Here is a 16,212-nt window from a genome sequence, read left to right on the forward strand (position 1 = left end):
GCGGATAACCGTATTCATGCGGTGTCCATCAAGACTTATACCCCAGCCGAGTGGGCGCGCGACCGTAAACTCAACGGTTTCTAAGCGCCACTCTGGCTGTTTTGTTGATAGATAATTGAGAGCCGTGTTAATGGACAAATTTCGTGTGCAAGGCCCCACCCGTTTAAGCGGTGAAGTGACCATTTCCGGGGCGAAGAATGCTGCGCTGCCGATTCTGTTTGCTGCGCTGCTGGCTGAAGAGCCGGTAGAGATTCAGAACGTGCCGAAGCTGCGTGACATCGATACCACCATGAAGCTGCTGAGCCTGCTCGGTGCGCGCGTGGAACGCAATGGTTCGGTCCACGTTGATGCGCGCGAAGTTAATGTCTTCAGTGCGCCGTACGATCTGGTGAAAACCATGCGTGCCTCCATCTGGGCGCTGGGGCCGCTGGTGGCGCGTTTTGGCCAGGGCCAGGTTTCTCTGCCGGGCGGCTGTGCGATTGGTGCGCGTCCGGTCGATCTGCACATTACCGGCCTGGAGCAGCTGGGTGCCGAGATCAAACTGGAAGAGGGCTATGTTAAAGCCTCTGTGGATGGCCGCCTGAAGGGCGCGCACATTGTGATGGATAAGGTCAGCGTGGGCGCGACCGTGACCATTATGAGCGCCGCAACGCTGGCGACGGGCACCACCATCATTGAAAACGCGGCGCGTGAACCGGAGATTGTCGACACGGCAAACTTCCTTAACACGCTGGGCGCGAAAATCAGCGGCGCCGGCACCGACAAAATCACCATCGAGGGCGTTGAGCGCCTCGGCGGCGGCGTCTATCGCGTGCTGCCGGACCGTATCGAAACCGGCACCTTCCTCGTGGCCGGCGCTATCTCGCGCGGCAAAGTGGTGTGCCGCAATGCGCAGCCAGACACGCTGGACGCCGTGCTGGCGAAACTGCGTGACGCGGGTGCGGAGATTGAAGTCGGCGAAGACTGGGTGAGCCTGGATATGCACGGCAAGCGTCCGAAAGCGGTTAACATCCGTACCGCACCGCACCCGGGTTTCCCGACCGACATGCAGGCGCAGTTTACGCTGCTCAACCTGGTGGCTGAAGGCACCGGCGTGATTACCGAGACCATCTTCGAAAACCGCTTCATGCACATCCCGGAGCTGATTCGTATGGGTGCGCACGCCGAAATCGAAAGCAACACCGCTATCTGTCACGGTGTTGAAACCTTGTCCGGCGCGCAGGTGATGGCGACCGATCTGCGTGCGTCAGCCAGTCTGGTACTGGCAGGCTGCATTGCAGAAGGTGCGACGCTGGTGGATCGTATCTACCACATCGATCGTGGCTACGAGCACATTGAAGACAAGCTGAAAGCGTTAGGCGCCAACATCGAGCGCGTCAGCGGCGAGTAATCCTTTGTCCTGATTGCCAGGCATGAAAACCAGTCACGACAGCGTGGCTGGTTTTTTTTTGCTTTACCCGCGTGAGACGATCTTTTTCAGATCCTGGGGCGATCGAATGCGTTTTTTACGATCCAGCAGACGCTGTGTGACCGGATCAAAATAGCGGCTGGGCCAGATCTCGGAAGGATGGACCTTCAGCGCCGTGGCGATCAGCCATTCACCTTTAGGCCAGGGGCGTGACAGCGCGTTGGCCAGCGTCGATGAACTGAGGCCAGATTGACGTGACAGGGCGGCCAGTGACGTACCGCGCTTGCGCAGGGCCGCAATGATATCTGCCGGATGCCAGTCTTCTCTCCTTGCATGCATAACTCTCTTCTCCGTGTCCGTGTTAGTGCTCCATCTCTGCAGCGCTGTGGCTCTCCTGCGCAGAGATAACTGGAAAAATCCGGATTTTTATAGCAAATAATTTCCATATGTTTCCAGTAATTGTTTTTCCTGTGCACGAAACTGCGCAGTTTTTCGCAAAAATGCTGCAAGGGAATGTAATCAGACCGGCAGAGCAGGGGGAGAAATAAAAACGGGGCCGAACGGCCCCGTAGCAGGTCAGAAATCGCGCTGCACCGACATGTGCGCCAGCGCTTCCAGCGCGCTGCGCCACGGCGTTTCTGGCAGTGCCTGTAGCGCGGCGATGGCTTTATCCGCCTCTTCTTCGGCGCGTTTGCGCGTCCATTCCAGCGAACCGGTTTGCTGCATTGCCGCCAGCACCGGCTCCAGCAGATGACGGCCATTACCTTCCTCGATCGCCTTGCGGATCATCTGCGCCTGCTCTGGCGTGCCGTTGTGCATGGCGTGCAGCAATGGCAGCGTCGGCTTACCTTCGCTCAGATCGTCACCGGTATTTTTGCCCAGCGTCTCGCCGTCGGCGCTGTAATCCAGCAGATCGTCGATCAGCTGAAACGCCGTACCGAGATAGCGGCCATAATCCTGCAGCGCTTTCTCCTGCGCCGGCGTGGCCTCCGCGAGGATCGCCGAAGCCTGCGAAGCGGCTTCAAACAGGCGGGCGGTTTTGCTGTAGATCACCCGCATGTAGCTCTCTTCGGTGATATCCGGATCGTTGCAGTTCATCAGCTGCAGCACTTCCCCTTCGGCGATCACGTTCACCGCTTCGGACATCAGTGCGAGGATCTTCAGCGATCCCATGCTGGTCATCATCTGGAAGGCGCGGGTATAGATAAAATCCCCGACCAGCACGCTCGCCGCATTGCCGAACGCGGCGTTAGCGGTGGCTTTGCCACGGCGCATATCGGATTCATCCACCACATCATCGTGCAGCAGCGTCGCCGTGTGGATAAATTCGATCAGCGCCGCATTGGTCACATGCAGCGATCCCTGATAATTCAGCGCGCGTGCTGACAGCACCGCGATCATCGGACGGATGCGTTTGCCTCCCCCGCTGATGATGTAATAGCCCAACTGGTTAATCAGTGAGACATCTGAATTCAGCTGGTCGAGGATGGTCTGGTTGACGGCCGCCATGTCCTGCGCGGTTAATTCGTTAATCTGTTCTAAGTTCATTCGTCTGTTCAGCTTTGACTCGTTTTCTGCATGGTAAGCGCTTTTACCCAGCGTGAGTTCAGGTAATCTGTTACTGATTGTACTTGAAAAATCGGGTTGAGAAACGTTTGCATTCGTCCTGCGCTTTTTTTCTGCAAGAGAGTGCAAAGTGCACTTGTCTTCTGCTGGAGTTTTGCGTAGAATTCGCGCCCTATTGTGAATATTTATCGCGCCGCCTGATGAACAGAAAGGCATGCGCAGAAGCGGAGTTTTATATGTACGCGGTTTTCCAAAGTGGTGGTAAACAACACCGAGTAAGCGAAGGTCAGACCGTTCGCCTGGAAAAGCTGGACATCGCAACCGGTGAAACCATCGAGTTCGACCAGGTTCTGATGATTGCAAATGGCGAAGACGTGAAAATCGGCGCGCCACTGGTTTCAGGCGGTGTGATCAAGGCAGAAGTTGTTGCTCACGGTCGTGGCGAGAAAATTAAAATCGTTAAGTTTCGTCGTCGTAAACACTACCGTAAGCAAGCTGGTCACCGTCAGTGGTTCACTGATGTGAAAATCACTGTGATCAGCGCGTAAGAGGAGATCTGACAAATGGCACATAAAAAGGCTGGTGGCTCGACTCGTAACGGTCGCGACTCCAATGCAAAACGTCTGGGTGTTAAGCGTTTCGGTGGTGAATCTGTTCTGGCAGGTAGCATCATCGTTCGTCAGCGTGGTACCAAATTCCACGCCGGTAACAACGTAGGTTGTGGTCGTGACCACACTCTGTTTGCTACCGCAGACGGCAAAGTTAAATTCGAAGTTAAAGGTCCTAACAACCGTAAATACATCAGCATCGTTGCTGAGTAAGGTTGTTGTGCCGCAGACGATTAACGTCTGAACACACGAATGGAAGGCCCCGCAGCTTTGCGGGGCTTTTTACATTCTGCCGCAGGTTACGGCAATCACGCTGACCTTGCGCCTCAGTTTGCTGTACACTTTATGTACACATGGCTTTGCCAATCCTGTTTTATCCGCCGCCGGTCAGCGCAGAAGACCCTGGCGGACCCGTTTGTCGCCCGCAGCGTGGCGCAAACGACAGTGTGACGGAGATAAAAAATGAAGTTTGTTGATGAAGCGACGATCCTGGTGGTCGCGGGTGATGGTGGCAACGGTTGCGTCAGCTTCCGCCGCGAGAAGTACATTCCGAAAGGGGGACCGGACGGAGGGGACGGCGGTGACGGCGGCGATGTTTACCTGCTGGCGGATGAAAACCTCAACACCCTGATCGATTATCGTTTCGAAAAATCTTTCCGCGCCGAACGTGGCCAGAATGGCCAGAGCCGTGACTGTACCGGTAAACGCGGTAAAGACATCATTGTTAAAGTGCCGGTGGGTACGCGCGTGATCGATCAGGGCACGGGCGAAACGCTGGGCGACATGACGCGCCATGAGCAGAAGCTGATGGTGGCGAAGGGTGGCTGGCACGGTCTGGGCAACACCCGCTTCAAATCGTCCGTGAACCGTACGCCGCGTCAGAAAACCATGGGCACGCCGGGCGAGAAGCGCGACCTGCAGCTGGAACTGATGTTGCTGGCAGACGTGGGTATGCTGGGTCTGCCAAACGCCGGTAAATCGACCTTTATCCGCGCAGTATCAGCGGCGAAGCCAAAAGTGGCGGATTATCCGTTCACTACCTTAGTGCCAAGCCTCGGCGTGGTGCGTATGGACAGCGAAAAGAGCTTCGTGGTCGCCGACATTCCCGGCCTGATTGAAGGCGCAGCGGAAGGCGCAGGCCTCGGAATTCGCTTCCTCAAGCATCTTGAGCGCTGCCGTGTGCTGCTGCACCTTATCGACATCGCGCCAATCGACGAATCCGATCCGGTAGAGAACGCCCGCATCATTCTCGGCGAGCTGGAGAAATACAGCGACAAGCTGTACCAGAAACCGCGCTGGCTGGTGTTCAATAAAACCGACCTGCTGAGCCGTGAAGAGGCGGAAAGCCGCGCTAAAGCGATTGCCGAAGCGCTGGGCTGGGATGAGAAATACTATCTGATCTCCGCCGCCAGCCGTGACGGTGTCAATGAGCTGTGCTGGGATGTGATGAGCTTTATCATCGCAAATCCAAAAGAAGCGGAAGAAGAAGCGAAGCAGCCAGAGAAAGTGGCCTTCATGTGGGATGATTACCACCGTGAAGCGCTGGAAAATGCTCAGGAAGTGGAAGAAGACGAAGACTGGGATGACGACTGGGATGAAGACGACGACGAAGGCGTCGAGATCATTTATCAGCGTTGATGTCAGCGAAAAAAGCGGCCAGATGGCCGCTTTTTTTATAGCTGTTTAGCACAGAGTACCAGCCCGCACCATCATCCCTCTCCCCGCGGGAGAGAGCACCAGCCCGCACAATCATTCCCTCTCCCCGTAGGAGAGAGCATCAGGCCGCACAATCATTCCCTCTCCCCGTGGGAGAGGGCAACAGCCCGCACCATCATCCCTCTCCCCGCGGGAGAGAGCACCAGGCCGCACCATCATTCCCTCTCCCCGTGAGAGAGGGCATCAGGCCGCAGCGGAGCCAAACCTACCCCAGCACCGCCACCGTCAGCCGCGAACTGCAACACAGCTGATCGCGACCATTGCGTATCTCAATCTGCCAGCTCTGATTGCGCGCGCCAAGATGCAGCGGACGACAAACACCGCGCACCTCGCCGCTGCTCACCGCCCGATGATGGCTGGCGCTCACCTCAATGCCCACCACGCTTTTACCTTCTTCCACGCTCAGGTAACCGGCAATGGAGCCCATCGACTCCGCCAGCACCACCGACGCGCCGCCGTGCAGCAAACCAAACGGCTGCTGCGTGCGGCTGTCTACCGGCATGGTGGCCTCCAGATAATCGTCACCGATGGCGGTAAACACGATGCCCAGATGCGCCACCAGCGAGTTATCGCCCAGCTGATTCAGCGTGGCGAGATCCACCGTACGTTTCCAGATTGCCATGCCTCAGGCTCCCAGCGTTGCGCCACCGTCCACCACAATATCCTGCAGCACCACGTGGCTGGCAAGATCCGAGGCCAGGAACAGGATGTTGTTCACGATCTCCTGCGGCTGGGCGATCTTACGCAGCGGGATCCCCAGTTTGTACTGATCCGGGAAACCGTTGATCATCTCCTGCTCGGCTTCCGGCGTATGCCACAGGCTGCGCTGCATATCGGTATCGGTTGATCCCGGTGAGACAATGTTGCAGCGCACGCCGTAGGGCGCCATCTCCAGCCCAACCGTCTGGCACAGGCTGCGCAGCGCTGCTTTGGACGCGCCATAGGCTGACATGCCGAGGCGCGGAGCGTGCGCGGCGTTAGAGGCGATGGTGACAATCGCGCCAGCGCGCTGCTGGCGGAAGACCGGCAGCGTCTGCTGGAACAGGTTAAACGCGCCGCCGGCGTTCACGGCGAGACACGCCTGCCAGTCAGCAAACGACAGCGCATCGGTGCTGCCGATGCGCAGAATGCCCGCGCCGTTCACCAGGATATCCAGCCGCGGCTGGCTGGCCAGCAGTGACTGACAGCAGTCGCGCACTGCAGCGCTGTCGGCGACGTCCAGCTGGCAGGTGGCAAACGGATAGTCATCCTGGCCAAAGTGCAAATCAAAACCGGTCACCTGCGCACCAGCCTGATGGAACGCCAGCGCGGTGTGGTAGCCGATGCCTTTGCCGGCACCGGTCACCCAGACAATTTTTCCGCTGAAATCAAAACAGGCGCTCATTGGGCTGGCACCCGCGACAGCAGCGCCCACCAGCCATCAATGCTGGGGTTTTTCGCCAGGCTGATGAAGTCGATATCGCTGTGCACCTGACGCCAGCGCGCCGCCAGCGCCATCACGCGCACCGAATCCAGCCCATAGTCGATCAGGTTTTCATCATCTTCCGGCACGTCATCATCTTCCAGCAGCGGCAGAATCAGCGCGCGCAGCGCGTCCTTGCTGTGCGGCAGCGGCATCAGATCGGCGGTCATCACCACTTTGCCACTGCGACCTGCGGTGTAGGTCAGCGCCATCATATGCTCATCACGCGAGAAGTCGGCCAGCGCATCGGCCACCATAAACGGCTGGATGTTACGCATGAAGGCATCGGTGGCAGTGGTCAGGCAGCCGATATGCGCATACACGCCAGTAATGATCAGCTGATCGCGGCCCATCTCCTGCAGGATAGATTCCAGCGGCGAGCGCACGAACGCGCTGTAGCGCCATTTAGTCAGCACCTGATCGTCCTGATCCGGCGCCAGCGCGTCGACGATCTTCTGCTGATCCGGATGTTTGTTCAGCCCCGGTCCCCACATATCATTCAGCAGCGCGCGATCCTCATCGCTTTGCTGGTTGGGCTGGGCGGTATAGAACACCGGAATGCCCTGCGCTTTGCAGTAAGCGCGCAGGCGGGCAATGTTCTCCACCACCTGATTCACCAGCGGGCTGTCTTCGCCCCAGAAGTTGAGGAAATAGGCCTGCATATCGTGAATCAGCAGCGCCGCGCGCTGCGGCTCCAGCGCCCATTGTACTTTGTTAGCCGGCAGCTCAGTGGCGGCGGGCAGCGCATAAGACGTCAGTTTTGGAATAGCCATTACAATCTCCGGAAAAAATCAGGCTTGCGTCTGCTCAGCAAGCTGTTGGCGTAAACGTTTTTTATCCACTTTGCCCACCGGGGTCAGCGGCAGGGCGTCGACGCAGGTAATGCGGTCGGGAAGTTTGAATTCGGCAATGCCCAGCTCGCGCAGATGGCGGCGCAGCGCGACCGGTTTTACCGGCTGGCGTGCCACAATGAAGGCACAGCTCTTTTCACCCATCAGCTCGTCATGCATGGACACCAGCGCGGCGTGGATCACATCCGGATGGCGCAGCAGCAAGTTTTCGATCTCTTCTGCGGCGATCTTCTCGCCGCCGCGGTTGATCTGATCCTTTTCGCGTCCCTGTACGGTGATGTAGCCCTGAGCGTTGATCTCAATCAGATCGCCTGAGCAGTAAAAACCGTTGGCGTCGAAGCTGGCGGCATTGTGCTCCGGGCTGTTGTAGTAGCCCCGGAAGGTGTAAGGGCCGCGCGTCATCAGGCGACCCACCTGGCCCGGCGGCAGCGGATTGCCGTTCTCGTCGGCCACCCACACTTCGTCATCTTCCGAAATCGGGCGCCCCTGGGTAGTCAGAATGGTTTGCTCGTCATCGCCGAAGCGCGTGTAGTTAACCAGCCCTTCCGCCATGCCAAACACCTGCTGCAGCTGGCAGCCGATTTCACGCTGAATGCGTGCGGCCAGCGTTTCGCCCAGTTTGGCTCCGCCCACCTGAATGCGCTGCAGTGAGGCCAGCGCTGAATTGCTGCCCCACTCCTTAATCGCCTGCAACCACAGGCTGACCGCCGGCGGCACCAGTCCGGTATCGGTCACCTGGTGCTGCTCAATCAGCGGGAAGCAGAGCGTGGCGCTGGGATCCGCGGCGAGAATCACCTGGCCACCGACATAGAACACCCCGAGCGAACCGGGGGAACTCATGGCGAAGTTATGCGGCGCGGGCAGGGCGATCAGATAGCGCGTGTCGGCGTTGATGTGGCAAATCTCGTCACTGGCGCGAATGCTGTAGTAGTAGTCGTTGTGGGTGCGCGGAATCAGCTTCGGCGTGCCGGTGCTGCCGCCGGAGAGCTGGAAAAACGCCACTTCATCGGCGGCCGTCGGTGTCGCGACAAAATCGCCAGCCGCTTCATCCTGCAGCGACGCCAGCGTATTTTCCGCCTGCGCGTCGTTACGCAGGATCGCCTGCTGCAGCGTGGGCTGCGCCTCGCACAGCGTGGCGATGAAGTCGTCGCTGGCAAACAGCGCGTGCTGGCGATCGGCAATCAGCAGTTTCGGTGCAATCTGCTGCGCATAGGCCAGCAGTTCAGTGCGCTGATGGCTGAACAGCGCGTACACCGGGACCACGCCCAGCTTAAACAGGGCAAACAGCGTAACGTAAAAATCGGCCACGTTGCCGAGCTGCACCAGCGCCGTGTCACCGCGCTGTAAACCGCGCCGCTGCAGCGCCGCCGCCAGATTATCACTGCGTTGCGCCAGCTGGCGGTAGCTGAGCTGCAAAGGGCCGTCGATCACGGCGATAGCGTCGTTTTCGCGATGGCGGTCGATGATGTCGGTCAGCGGCACGTCGATCCAGTAGCCTTTTTCGCGATAGCGCGCGGCCAGATGTGCCGGCCAGCGGCTGAAGGGAATGCTCATGCTTGTTCCTTTATTGCAGTCCAAAAGCGCGCAACATGGTGTCCAGCTTCACACCCGTTTCACGCCATTCTGATTCCGGTTGCGAGTCGGCGACGATGCCCGCGCCGGCAAACAGCCGCACGCGCGTGCCGTTTACCGTTCCGCAGCGAATGGTCACCACCCATTCGCCGTTGCCTTCGCTGTCGCACCAGCCGACGATGCCGCCAAACAGCTGGCGATCAAAGGGTTCGAGCTGCTGAATCAGCTGCTGTGCGCGGGCGTGCGGGAAGCCGCTCAGGGCCGGGGTTGGGTGCAGCAGCGCCGCCAGCGACAGCGCGTTTTCGCGCTCATCCTGCACTTCGCCATCGATTTGCGTCGCCAGATGCCACAGCGTGGCGGTGGTGATCAGCGACGGCACGGTAGGCACTGACAGTAGTCGGCTACGCGGCTGCAGCGTGCTGCGCATCGCGTCGGTCACCAGCTGATGTTCGTGGCGGTCTTTGGCTGACGCCATCAGGGTGTTACCTGCCACGCGATCGGCGCTGGCATCGTCATGATGGCGGCGCGCCGAGCCGGCCAGCGGGCAGGAGGAGAAATCGCGCCCCTGTTTGCGCAGCATCAGTTCCGGGCTGGCGCCCACCAGCGCGCCGCCTTCCGCCAGCGGCAGATGGAAATGGTAGCTATTGGGATTTTGCGCGATCACGCGCTGCATCAGCGCAGCGGTATCCACCGGCTGCTCCGTGACGATATCCATCAGGCGTGACAGCACCACTTTGTCCGGATCGCCGCGCTGAATGGTGGTAACGGCGTCGGCCACCATGCGGGTAAATACCGCGTGGTCTGGCACTGCCGTCCGCCGCCGCACTGCCGGCAGATCGCTTTGCTGCGCCGGCAGCGCCTGTTGCAGGTCGGCGCGATTAAAGCTCTGCCAGGATTCGGGTATGAACAGCGATGCTGGCTGGCTGACGTCAAACGGAATCGCGCCCACCAGCAGCGGATTGGCGATCCCCTGCTTTTTCGCCGCGGCAAAGTGCTGGCGCAGCTGCTGTTGAAAGTCGCCCTGCAGCAGCGCGGCATCGCCCACCGGCGTGTTGATCGTGGTATAGCAGCCCTGGGTGGCCAGGCTGCGCCATGGCGAGGTGAAAAGGAAACCGCGGCACAGCGCGGAAAAATCCTTCAGCCAGGCATTTTCAAACGTGGAGCTTTCCACCATAATTTTCACCTATAAATGATAAGATTATTAAGAATGATTATCATTTTTATTATGGCTCTGTAACCTACGTCGAAAGGGGCAAAGAGTCAATCCATTCGCGGGATTTACCGTGCTGTCAGACGTAAGCGGCGGCTGACGCCGGGCCAGGCATTAAGCTAAAAGGTGGATCAAAACTTATGAGTAAATGCGGTTTATGGGGCATGGCTGTCCTGTTGTTCATTTTCCAGTCGCTGTCAGGGACAGCGCGGGCCGACCAGGGCTGGCCGCGCAGCGTACAGGGCGCGACCGGAACGGTAACGCTTAACCAGGCACCACAGCGCATTGTCTCCACCAGCGTCACGCTGACCGGCTCGCTGCTGGCGATTGACGCGCCGGTCATCGCCTCAGGCGCGACCGCACCGAAAAGCCGCCTGGCCGACGATCAGGGCTTCTTTCGTCAGTGGGGCGAGGTGGCAAAGCAGCGCCACGTTAAGCGGCTGTACATTGGTGAGCCGAGCGCCGAGGCGATTGCGGCGCAAGCCCCGGATCTGATTATCGTCAGCGCCACCGGTAATGACTCCGCCCTGAAGCTGGTCAGTCAGCTGTCCGCCATTGCCCCCACGCTGGTGGTCAACTACGACGATAAGAGCTGGCAGGATGTGGTTACGCTGCTGGGGCAGGCCACCGGCCATGAAGCACAGGCGGCGCAGCGCGTAAAAGAGTTCGACGATCGCGAAGCGGCGCTGAAGCAGGCCATTACGCTGCCACCGCAGCCGGTCTCCGCGATGGTATGGAACGGTGATGGCCGGGCGGTGAATCTGTGGACCGCCGCATCGGCGCAGGGCAAACTGCTGCAGCAGCTCGGTTTTACCCTGGCGCAGCCGCCGGCTGACACGCAACAGGGGCACAGCATGGGCCAGCGCAAAGACATTATTCAGCTCTCGGGCGAGAATCTCGCCGCCAGCCTGACCGGTAACAGCTTCCTGCTGTTTGCCGGCGATGACAAAACCGCGCAGTCAGTGCTGAGCAACCCGTTCCTGGCACAAAACGCGGCGGTGCACGGTAAGCAGGTCTATGCGCTGGGTATCGACACCTTCCGCCTGGATTACTACAGCGCCAGCAATCTGCTGACGCGTCTGCATCAGCTGTTCGTCAAATCATGATGTTTGCTGCGCCAGCACGGGCGCGGGCGCCTGATAGCGCCGTAATCCTTTCATCATCAGCCACATCATGACGCCAAGCAGTGTCGCGGCACAGCCAAACGCCGCGGCAGCCTGCGCCGGTAACAGCCACGAACCGAGGGCACCAATCAGCGCGGCGCCGAGGGCATCGCCGCACACGTTCTGCGCCGTCCACAGGCTGTTGATGCGGCCCAGCAGATGATCCGGCGTCAGCAGCTGAATCATCGCGTACTGCACCAGGCTGTTGATGGCACTGAAATAGCCGAAGCCCGCCAGACACAGCAGCGCCAGCCACAGCGTCGGCATCAGGCTGAACAGGGCCAGGGCGACGAAACCGGCCAAGGCACTGCCCAGCACCAGCCGCCCAGGGCGCGCCGCCTGTTTCAGCCTGCCGCTGGTAAATGCGCCCACGGCGGCACCGAGCGGCACGGCGGCGTACAGCATACCGAGCTGGTCGGCGCTGACTGACCAGTGCGGTGCCAGCGCCGGGTACAGCACGCGGATGGCGCTGGCCAGCGTTACCAGCGCACCGGTCAGCGCCACCATGCCGACCAGCGGGCTGGCGAACAGGAACTGCACGCCGGTTGCCAGCGCCCGCAGCGGATGCTCGCGCGGCTGCAGAGGCGGAGGCAGCGCAGGCAGCTGCAGCAGCGTAAGCACCGTCAGCAGCGTGCCGAAGGCGGTCAGTCCGTAATTCCACAGCACGCCGCCGTGCGCGATCACCACACCAGCAATTGCCGGCGATAAAATCGAGCCGAAGCGCACCGTCAGCATGGTGATCGCGCCGGCCTGCATAATGTTTTCGCGTCCCACCAGCGCTGGCGTAGCGGCCAGCAGCGCCGTGACGCCAATCGCGCCAAAAAAGCCGTCCCACAAGCCAAGCAGATAGACCGCCAGCAGCGAAGGCGCGGGCAGCGCGGCATTTATCGCCAGCGCGACAAAGCCCAGCCCGCAGGTGGTGCGGGCAAACAGGATCAACTTCTTACGCTCATAGCGATCGGCCAGCACGCCGCCGGTCAGCAGGCCAGTAAACATGCCGGCAGCGGACAGTGTGACTGCGAGGCCCACCAGCAGCGGTGAATGGGTCATCTGCTGAATCTGCACCGGCACGGCAACGGCCAGCATGCCGAGCGCCACAATCGAGATAAAACGCGCAATAAACACCGCGCGAAACGCCGCGTGGGTTTTCAGCAGTGAGAGATCGATAAAGTGAGAGGGTTTGTTCATTGTTTCGCCTTTTTGCACCAATTTTCCTCATCATCCGCGAGGCGACTCATGGTAACATAGGCAAACGCGAGTAATAACGATAACAAATATCATTATCAAATTACGTTGCACCGCAACGACGTCGAACAGTGAAGGTTTAGAACGCTATGCGCCAGATCCGTGCATTAGCAGGCTCAGGGATTCTGCTTTTGCTCCTCATGGCGCTCAGTCTGATGCTGGGTGCCAAATCAATACCGCTTTCCGATGTGTATCACGCTCTCACCGCTTCCTGCTCCAGCGCGGAGTGCATCATCGTGCGCGATGCGCGCCTGCCGCGCACGCTGGCCGGTCTGCTGGCGGGTGTGGCGCTGGGGCTGGCTGGCGCGCTGATGCAGAGCCTGACGCGTAATCCGCTGGCCGAGCCGGGCATTCTGGGCGTGAACGCCGGTGCCGGTTTTGCCATCGTGCTCGGCATCGCGCTGCTGGGGGCGGACTCCCCGCTGCAGTGGCTGACGCTGGCCTTCAGCGGTGCACTGCTGGCGGCGCTGCTGATGACGGTGATTGGCGCGATGGGCGGCGGGCGCGTCAATCCGGTGCGTCTGACGCTGGCGGGCGTGGCGCTGGCGGCGGTGCTGGAGGGCTTAACCTCCGGCCTGTCGCTGCTCAATCCGGACATTTACGATCACCTGCGCTTCTGGCAAAGCGGCTCGCTGGATATCCGCTATTTCAGCGTGTTGCGCACCCTGAGCCCGGCGGTGCTGGCCGGTGCGGCGCTGGCGCTGGGGCTGGCGCAATCGCTGAACAGCCTGAGCATGGGCGGCGATATGGCGGCGGCGCTGGGCACGCGCGTGGTGCGCACTCAACTGCTGGGCCTGCTGGCGATTGCCTTACTGAGCGGCGCGGCGACCGCCGCCGTCGGACCGATCGCTTTTATCGGCCTGATGACACCGCATTTTGCCCGCTGGCTGGTGGGCAACGATCACCGCTGGCTGCTGCCGGCGACGGCGCTGATCACCCCGGCGCTGCTGCTGGCGGCGGATATTCTGGGGCGGATGATGGTGGCAGGCGAACTGCGTGTCTCAATTGTGACCGCCATCCTTGGCGCGCCGATGCTGATTTTGCTGGTACGGCGCCAGCGCGGGCGAGGTGGATTATGACGCGGCGTGCCTGGTTGCATGGCGGCTGGCTGCTATTAGCGTGTGCGCTGCTGACGTGGCTGGCGCTGACGCGCGGTGCGCTGCCGATTACGGCGGAGCAGGTGTGGCAGGCGCTGCGCGGGCAGGGAGCGGCCAACGTGCAGCTGATTGTGGTGGAGTGGCGGCTGCCGCGCGTGCTGATGGCGCTGCTGATCGGTGCGGCGCTGGGTGTCAGCGGGGCAATTTTTCAGTCGCTGCTACGTAACCCGCTCGGCAGCCCGGATATTCTCGGCTTCAATACCGGCGCTTACAGCGGTGTGCTGGTGGCGCTGGTGCTGTTCAATCAAAGTATTACCGCGATGACCGGGGCCGCGCTGATCGGCGGTATCGCGACGGCTGCGCTGGTGTATCTGTTTGCCTGGCGCAACGGGGTGGAAACGTTTCGGTTAATCATCGTGGGCATCAGCGTGCGCGCGCTGCTGATGGCGCTCAATGCCTGGCTGATTATCAGCGCTTCGCTGGAGTCGGCGCTCAGCGCCGGGCTGTGGAGCGCCGGCTCGCTCAACGGCATCACCTGGGCGAAAACGCCGCCGGTGGTGACGGTGCTGCTGCTGTCGCTGCTGCTGGTGGCGCTGTTAACGCGCCGCATGCGTCTGCTGGAGATGGGCGATGACACCGCCTGCGCGCTCGGCGTGCCGGTGGAGCGCAGCCGCCTGTGGCTGATGCTGCTGGGCGTGCTGCTGACCGCGGCGTCCACCGCGCTGGCGGGGCCGATCTCGTTCGTGGCGCTGCTGGCACCGCAGATTGCGCGCCGGCTGAGCGGCGGGGAAAAAGGCGCATTATGGCTGGCGGCGCTGTGCGGCGCGCTGCTGTTGTGCGCCGCCGATTATGCCGCGCAGCATCTGTTCCTACCTTATCAACTGCCGGTTGGCGTGATTACCGTCAGCCTGGGCGGACTCTATCTGATTGCGTTACTGGTGCGGGAGGCGCGACGCCAATGATCGATATTCCTTCACGGCTGTATGGCGAAGGCCTGACGCTGGGTTATGACAAAAAAGTGGTGGCGGAAAATCTGTCGGTGGCGATTCCGCAAGGGGAGCTGACCGTGATTATCGGCCCTAACGCCTGCGGTAAATCCACCCTGCTGCGTACCCTCAGCCGCCTGCAGGCGCCGTTGAAAGGTGACGTACTGCTTGACGGCGAGGCGATTGCACGTTATCCCACCAAAGAAGTGGCGCGCCGTCTTGGCCTGCTGCCGCAGAGTTCAAACGCACCGGCGGGCATCAGCGTGAGCGAGCTGGTGGCGCGCGGACGTTATCCGCATCAGTCACTGTTTGGCCGCTGGCGCGCGGAGGATGAAGCGGCGGTGCAGCAGGCGATGCTGGCCACCGGCGTGGCGGACCTCGCGCAACAGGCGGTCGATACCCTGTCCGGCGGACAGCGTCAGCGCGTGTGGATCGCCATGGTGCTGGCACAGCAGACGCCGCTGCTGCTGCTGGATGAGCCCACCACCTGGCTGGATATTACCCACCAGATTGATCTGCTTGAGCTGATGCAGACGCTCAATCAGCAGCATGGCCGCACGCTGGTGGTGGTGCTGCACGACCTTAATCACGCCTGCCGCTACGCCACCCATCTGATCGCCATGCGTCACGGGAGGATCATTGCCGAGGGCAAGCCTGGCGAGATTGTGACGCCGGCGCTGATTGAGCAGGTGTACGGATTACGCTGTGTGATTGTTGAGGATCCGGTGGCGCATACGCCAATGATTGTGCCGCTGGGGCGCGGGCGCTAAGGCGGAGAAGGGGCTGTGATGTAAACGTTTTCTGCCATCCGTTTCCCTCTCCCGCCGGGAGAGGGTGAGGACAAAACCGCTACGCCAGCAACTGCTGCAACAGCGGCCCGATCTGCTCAAACATGCGAGGCGAGATAATCTCGACGTGGGCGCAATCCATCGGCCACACCGTCAGCTCACCGACATAGGGCGCCCAGGCGCGGCGCGCATCCTGGCCTGGCTGCTGCGTCTGTTCGGCGAGGAACAGCGTAGCGCGGCCGCCGAAGCGTGCGCTGCGCGCCGTGGCCAGCAGACGCACCGAGCTGGCGTAGTTGGCTTCGATGGTATCGAACATGGCCTGCATCTCTTCACCGGCCTGATGGCGCTGCGCGGCGATAAACTGTTCGCGCTCGCGATTCACCTCCTCCAGCACCGCCGGATCCAGCACATTCTCGCCGCGCTTCTCATCCCAGTTCTGCGTTTCCGGCGGCCAGGTGTCGAGCAGGCCAAGGAAGGCGACCTCTTCACCCGCCGCTTCCAGCCGGGCAGCAATGCCCTGCGCCAGCGTACCGCCCAGCG

17 protein-coding genes and 1 pseudogene are annotated in these 16,212 nt (G+C 60.8%); 9 read left to right on the forward strand and 9 right to left on the reverse strand.

Translation table 11 applies throughout. The annotated features are described in order from the left end of the window. Together ibaG and murA are read left to right on the forward strand one after the other, a co-directional pair. Positions 1-84 (forward strand): annotated as a pseudogene (gene ibaG, locus ERD80_RS18380) (BolA family iron metabolism protein IbaG); the annotation flags it as partial. A 46-nt stretch (positions 85-130) separates the two neighbouring features. Beyond that, a complete protein-coding gene (gene murA / locus ERD80_RS18385; protein WP_021507731.1) occupies positions 131-1,390 on the forward strand; it encodes a UDP-N-acetylglucosamine 1-carboxyvinyltransferase in 1,260 nt (419 codons plus the stop codon). Positions 1,391-1,453: 63 nt separating this feature from the next. Here murA and ERD80_RS18390 read toward each other — a convergent pair whose 3' ends face one another. Together ERD80_RS18390 and ispB are read right to left on the reverse strand one after the other, a co-directional pair. Next, entirely contained in the window at positions 1,454-1,747 is a 294-nt protein-coding gene (locus tag ERD80_RS18390) for a helix-turn-helix transcriptional regulator (RefSeq protein WP_021507730.1), read from the reverse strand. A 237-nt stretch (positions 1,748-1,984) separates the two neighbouring features. After that, entirely contained in the window at positions 1,985-2,956 is a 972-nt protein-coding gene (gene ispB / locus ERD80_RS18395) for an octaprenyl diphosphate synthase (RefSeq protein ID WP_021507729.1), read from the reverse strand. Positions 2,957-3,210: 254 nt separating this feature from the next. Between ispB and rplU the strand changes: the two genes are divergently transcribed. From rplU to cgtA, 3 genes are all read left to right on the forward strand, one after another. Next, complete coding sequence (gene rplU, locus ERD80_RS18400) at positions 3,211-3,522, forward strand: 50S ribosomal protein L21 (protein ID WP_021507728.1); 312 nt, start codon at positions 3,211-3,213, stop codon at positions 3,520-3,522. Positions 3,523-3,537: 15 nt separating this feature from the next. After that, positions 3,538-3,795 (forward strand): 50S ribosomal protein L27, encoded by a 258-nt coding sequence (gene rpmA / locus ERD80_RS18405; protein ID WP_006121751.1) that lies wholly within the window; start codon positions 3,538-3,540, stop codon positions 3,793-3,795. Positions 3,796-4,044: 249 nt separating this feature from the next. Further along, the gene (gene cgtA, locus ERD80_RS18410; protein WP_058759590.1) at positions 4,045-5,220 is read left to right on the forward strand and encodes an Obg family GTPase CgtA; all 1,176 of its coding nucleotides are present in this window, start codon (positions 4,045-4,047) and stop codon (positions 5,218-5,220) included. A gap of 283 nt (positions 5,221-5,503) precedes the next feature. Here cgtA and ERD80_RS18415 read toward each other — a convergent pair whose 3' ends face one another. Genes ERD80_RS18415 through ERD80_RS18435 form a run of 5 tightly spaced genes read right to left on the reverse strand, consistent with a single transcriptional unit; the run spans position 5,504 to position 10,357 of the window. Continuing rightward, a complete protein-coding gene (locus tag ERD80_RS18415) occupies positions 5,504-5,920 on the reverse strand; it encodes a hotdog fold thioesterase (RefSeq protein WP_021507726.1) in 417 nt (138 codons plus the stop codon). A gap of 3 nt (positions 5,921-5,923) precedes the next feature. Then, the gene (dhbA, locus tag ERD80_RS18420; RefSeq protein WP_058759589.1) at positions 5,924-6,682 is read right to left on the reverse strand and encodes a 2,3-dihydro-2,3-dihydroxybenzoate dehydrogenase; all 759 of its coding nucleotides are present in this window, start codon (positions 6,680-6,682) and stop codon (positions 5,924-5,926) included. Then, complete coding sequence (locus tag ERD80_RS18425; RefSeq protein WP_136547974.1) at positions 6,679-7,533, reverse strand: isochorismatase; 855 nt, start codon at positions 7,531-7,533, stop codon at positions 6,679-6,681. The genes dhbA and ERD80_RS18425 overlap by 4 nt, the downstream gene beginning before the upstream one ends. Before the next feature lie 18 nt (positions 7,534-7,551). Then, positions 7,552-9,165: a (2,3-dihydroxybenzoyl)adenylate synthase gene (locus ERD80_RS18430; protein WP_136547976.1), complete on the reverse strand. Its 1,614-nt coding sequence runs from the start codon at positions 9,163-9,165 to the stop codon at positions 7,552-7,554. Between the two features lie 10 nt (positions 9,166-9,175). Next, positions 9,176-10,357: an isochorismate synthase gene (locus tag ERD80_RS18435; RefSeq protein ID WP_136547978.1), complete on the reverse strand. Its 1,182-nt coding sequence runs from the start codon at positions 10,355-10,357 to the stop codon at positions 9,176-9,178. 176 nt (positions 10,358-10,533) lie between these two features. Between ERD80_RS18435 and fepB the strand changes: the two genes are divergently transcribed. Then, entirely contained in the window at positions 10,534-11,499 is a 966-nt protein-coding gene (fepB, locus tag ERD80_RS18440; RefSeq protein ID WP_136547980.1) for a Fe2+-enterobactin ABC transporter substrate-binding protein, read from the forward strand. Here the strand turns inward: fepB and entS are convergent. Next, the gene (entS, locus tag ERD80_RS18445) at positions 11,494-12,744 is read right to left on the reverse strand and encodes an enterobactin transporter EntS (RefSeq protein WP_136547983.1); all 1,251 of its coding nucleotides are present in this window, start codon (positions 12,742-12,744) and stop codon (positions 11,494-11,496) included. The genes fepB and entS overlap by 6 nt on opposite strands. 146 nt (positions 12,745-12,890) lie before the next feature. Here entS and fepD point away from each other — a divergent pair, with 146 nt between their 5' ends. From fepD to ERD80_RS18460, 3 genes are read left to right on the forward strand one after another with little or no spacing between them, the layout of a single operon-like run. Then, positions 12,891-13,880, forward strand: coding sequence for a Fe(3+)-siderophore ABC transporter permease (fepD, locus tag ERD80_RS18450; RefSeq protein ID WP_136547985.1), 990 nt, complete (start codon positions 12,891-12,893; stop codon positions 13,878-13,880). After that, positions 13,877-14,860, forward strand: a complete 984-nt coding sequence (gene fepG, locus ERD80_RS18455; protein ID WP_058759584.1) for an iron-enterobactin ABC transporter permease — start codon at positions 13,877-13,879, stop codon at positions 14,858-14,860. Before fepD ends, fepG begins: the two co-directional genes overlap by 4 nt. Then, entirely contained in the window at positions 14,857-15,654 is a 798-nt protein-coding gene (locus ERD80_RS18460; protein ID WP_136547987.1) for an ATP-binding cassette domain-containing protein, read from the forward strand. The genes fepG and ERD80_RS18460 overlap by 4 nt, the downstream gene beginning before the upstream one ends. Positions 15,655-15,733: 79 nt before the next feature. Here the strand turns inward: ERD80_RS18460 and ERD80_RS18465 are convergent. Next, on the reverse strand, positions 15,734-16,212 hold a 479-nt coding region (locus ERD80_RS18465), incomplete at its 5' end, for a thioesterase domain-containing protein (RefSeq protein ID WP_248295872.1).

The sequence above is a fragment of the Pantoea sp. R102 genome, assembly GCF_004916815.1.
Lineage (GTDB): Bacteria > Pseudomonadota > Gammaproteobacteria > Enterobacterales > Enterobacteriaceae > Pantoea > Pantoea dispersa.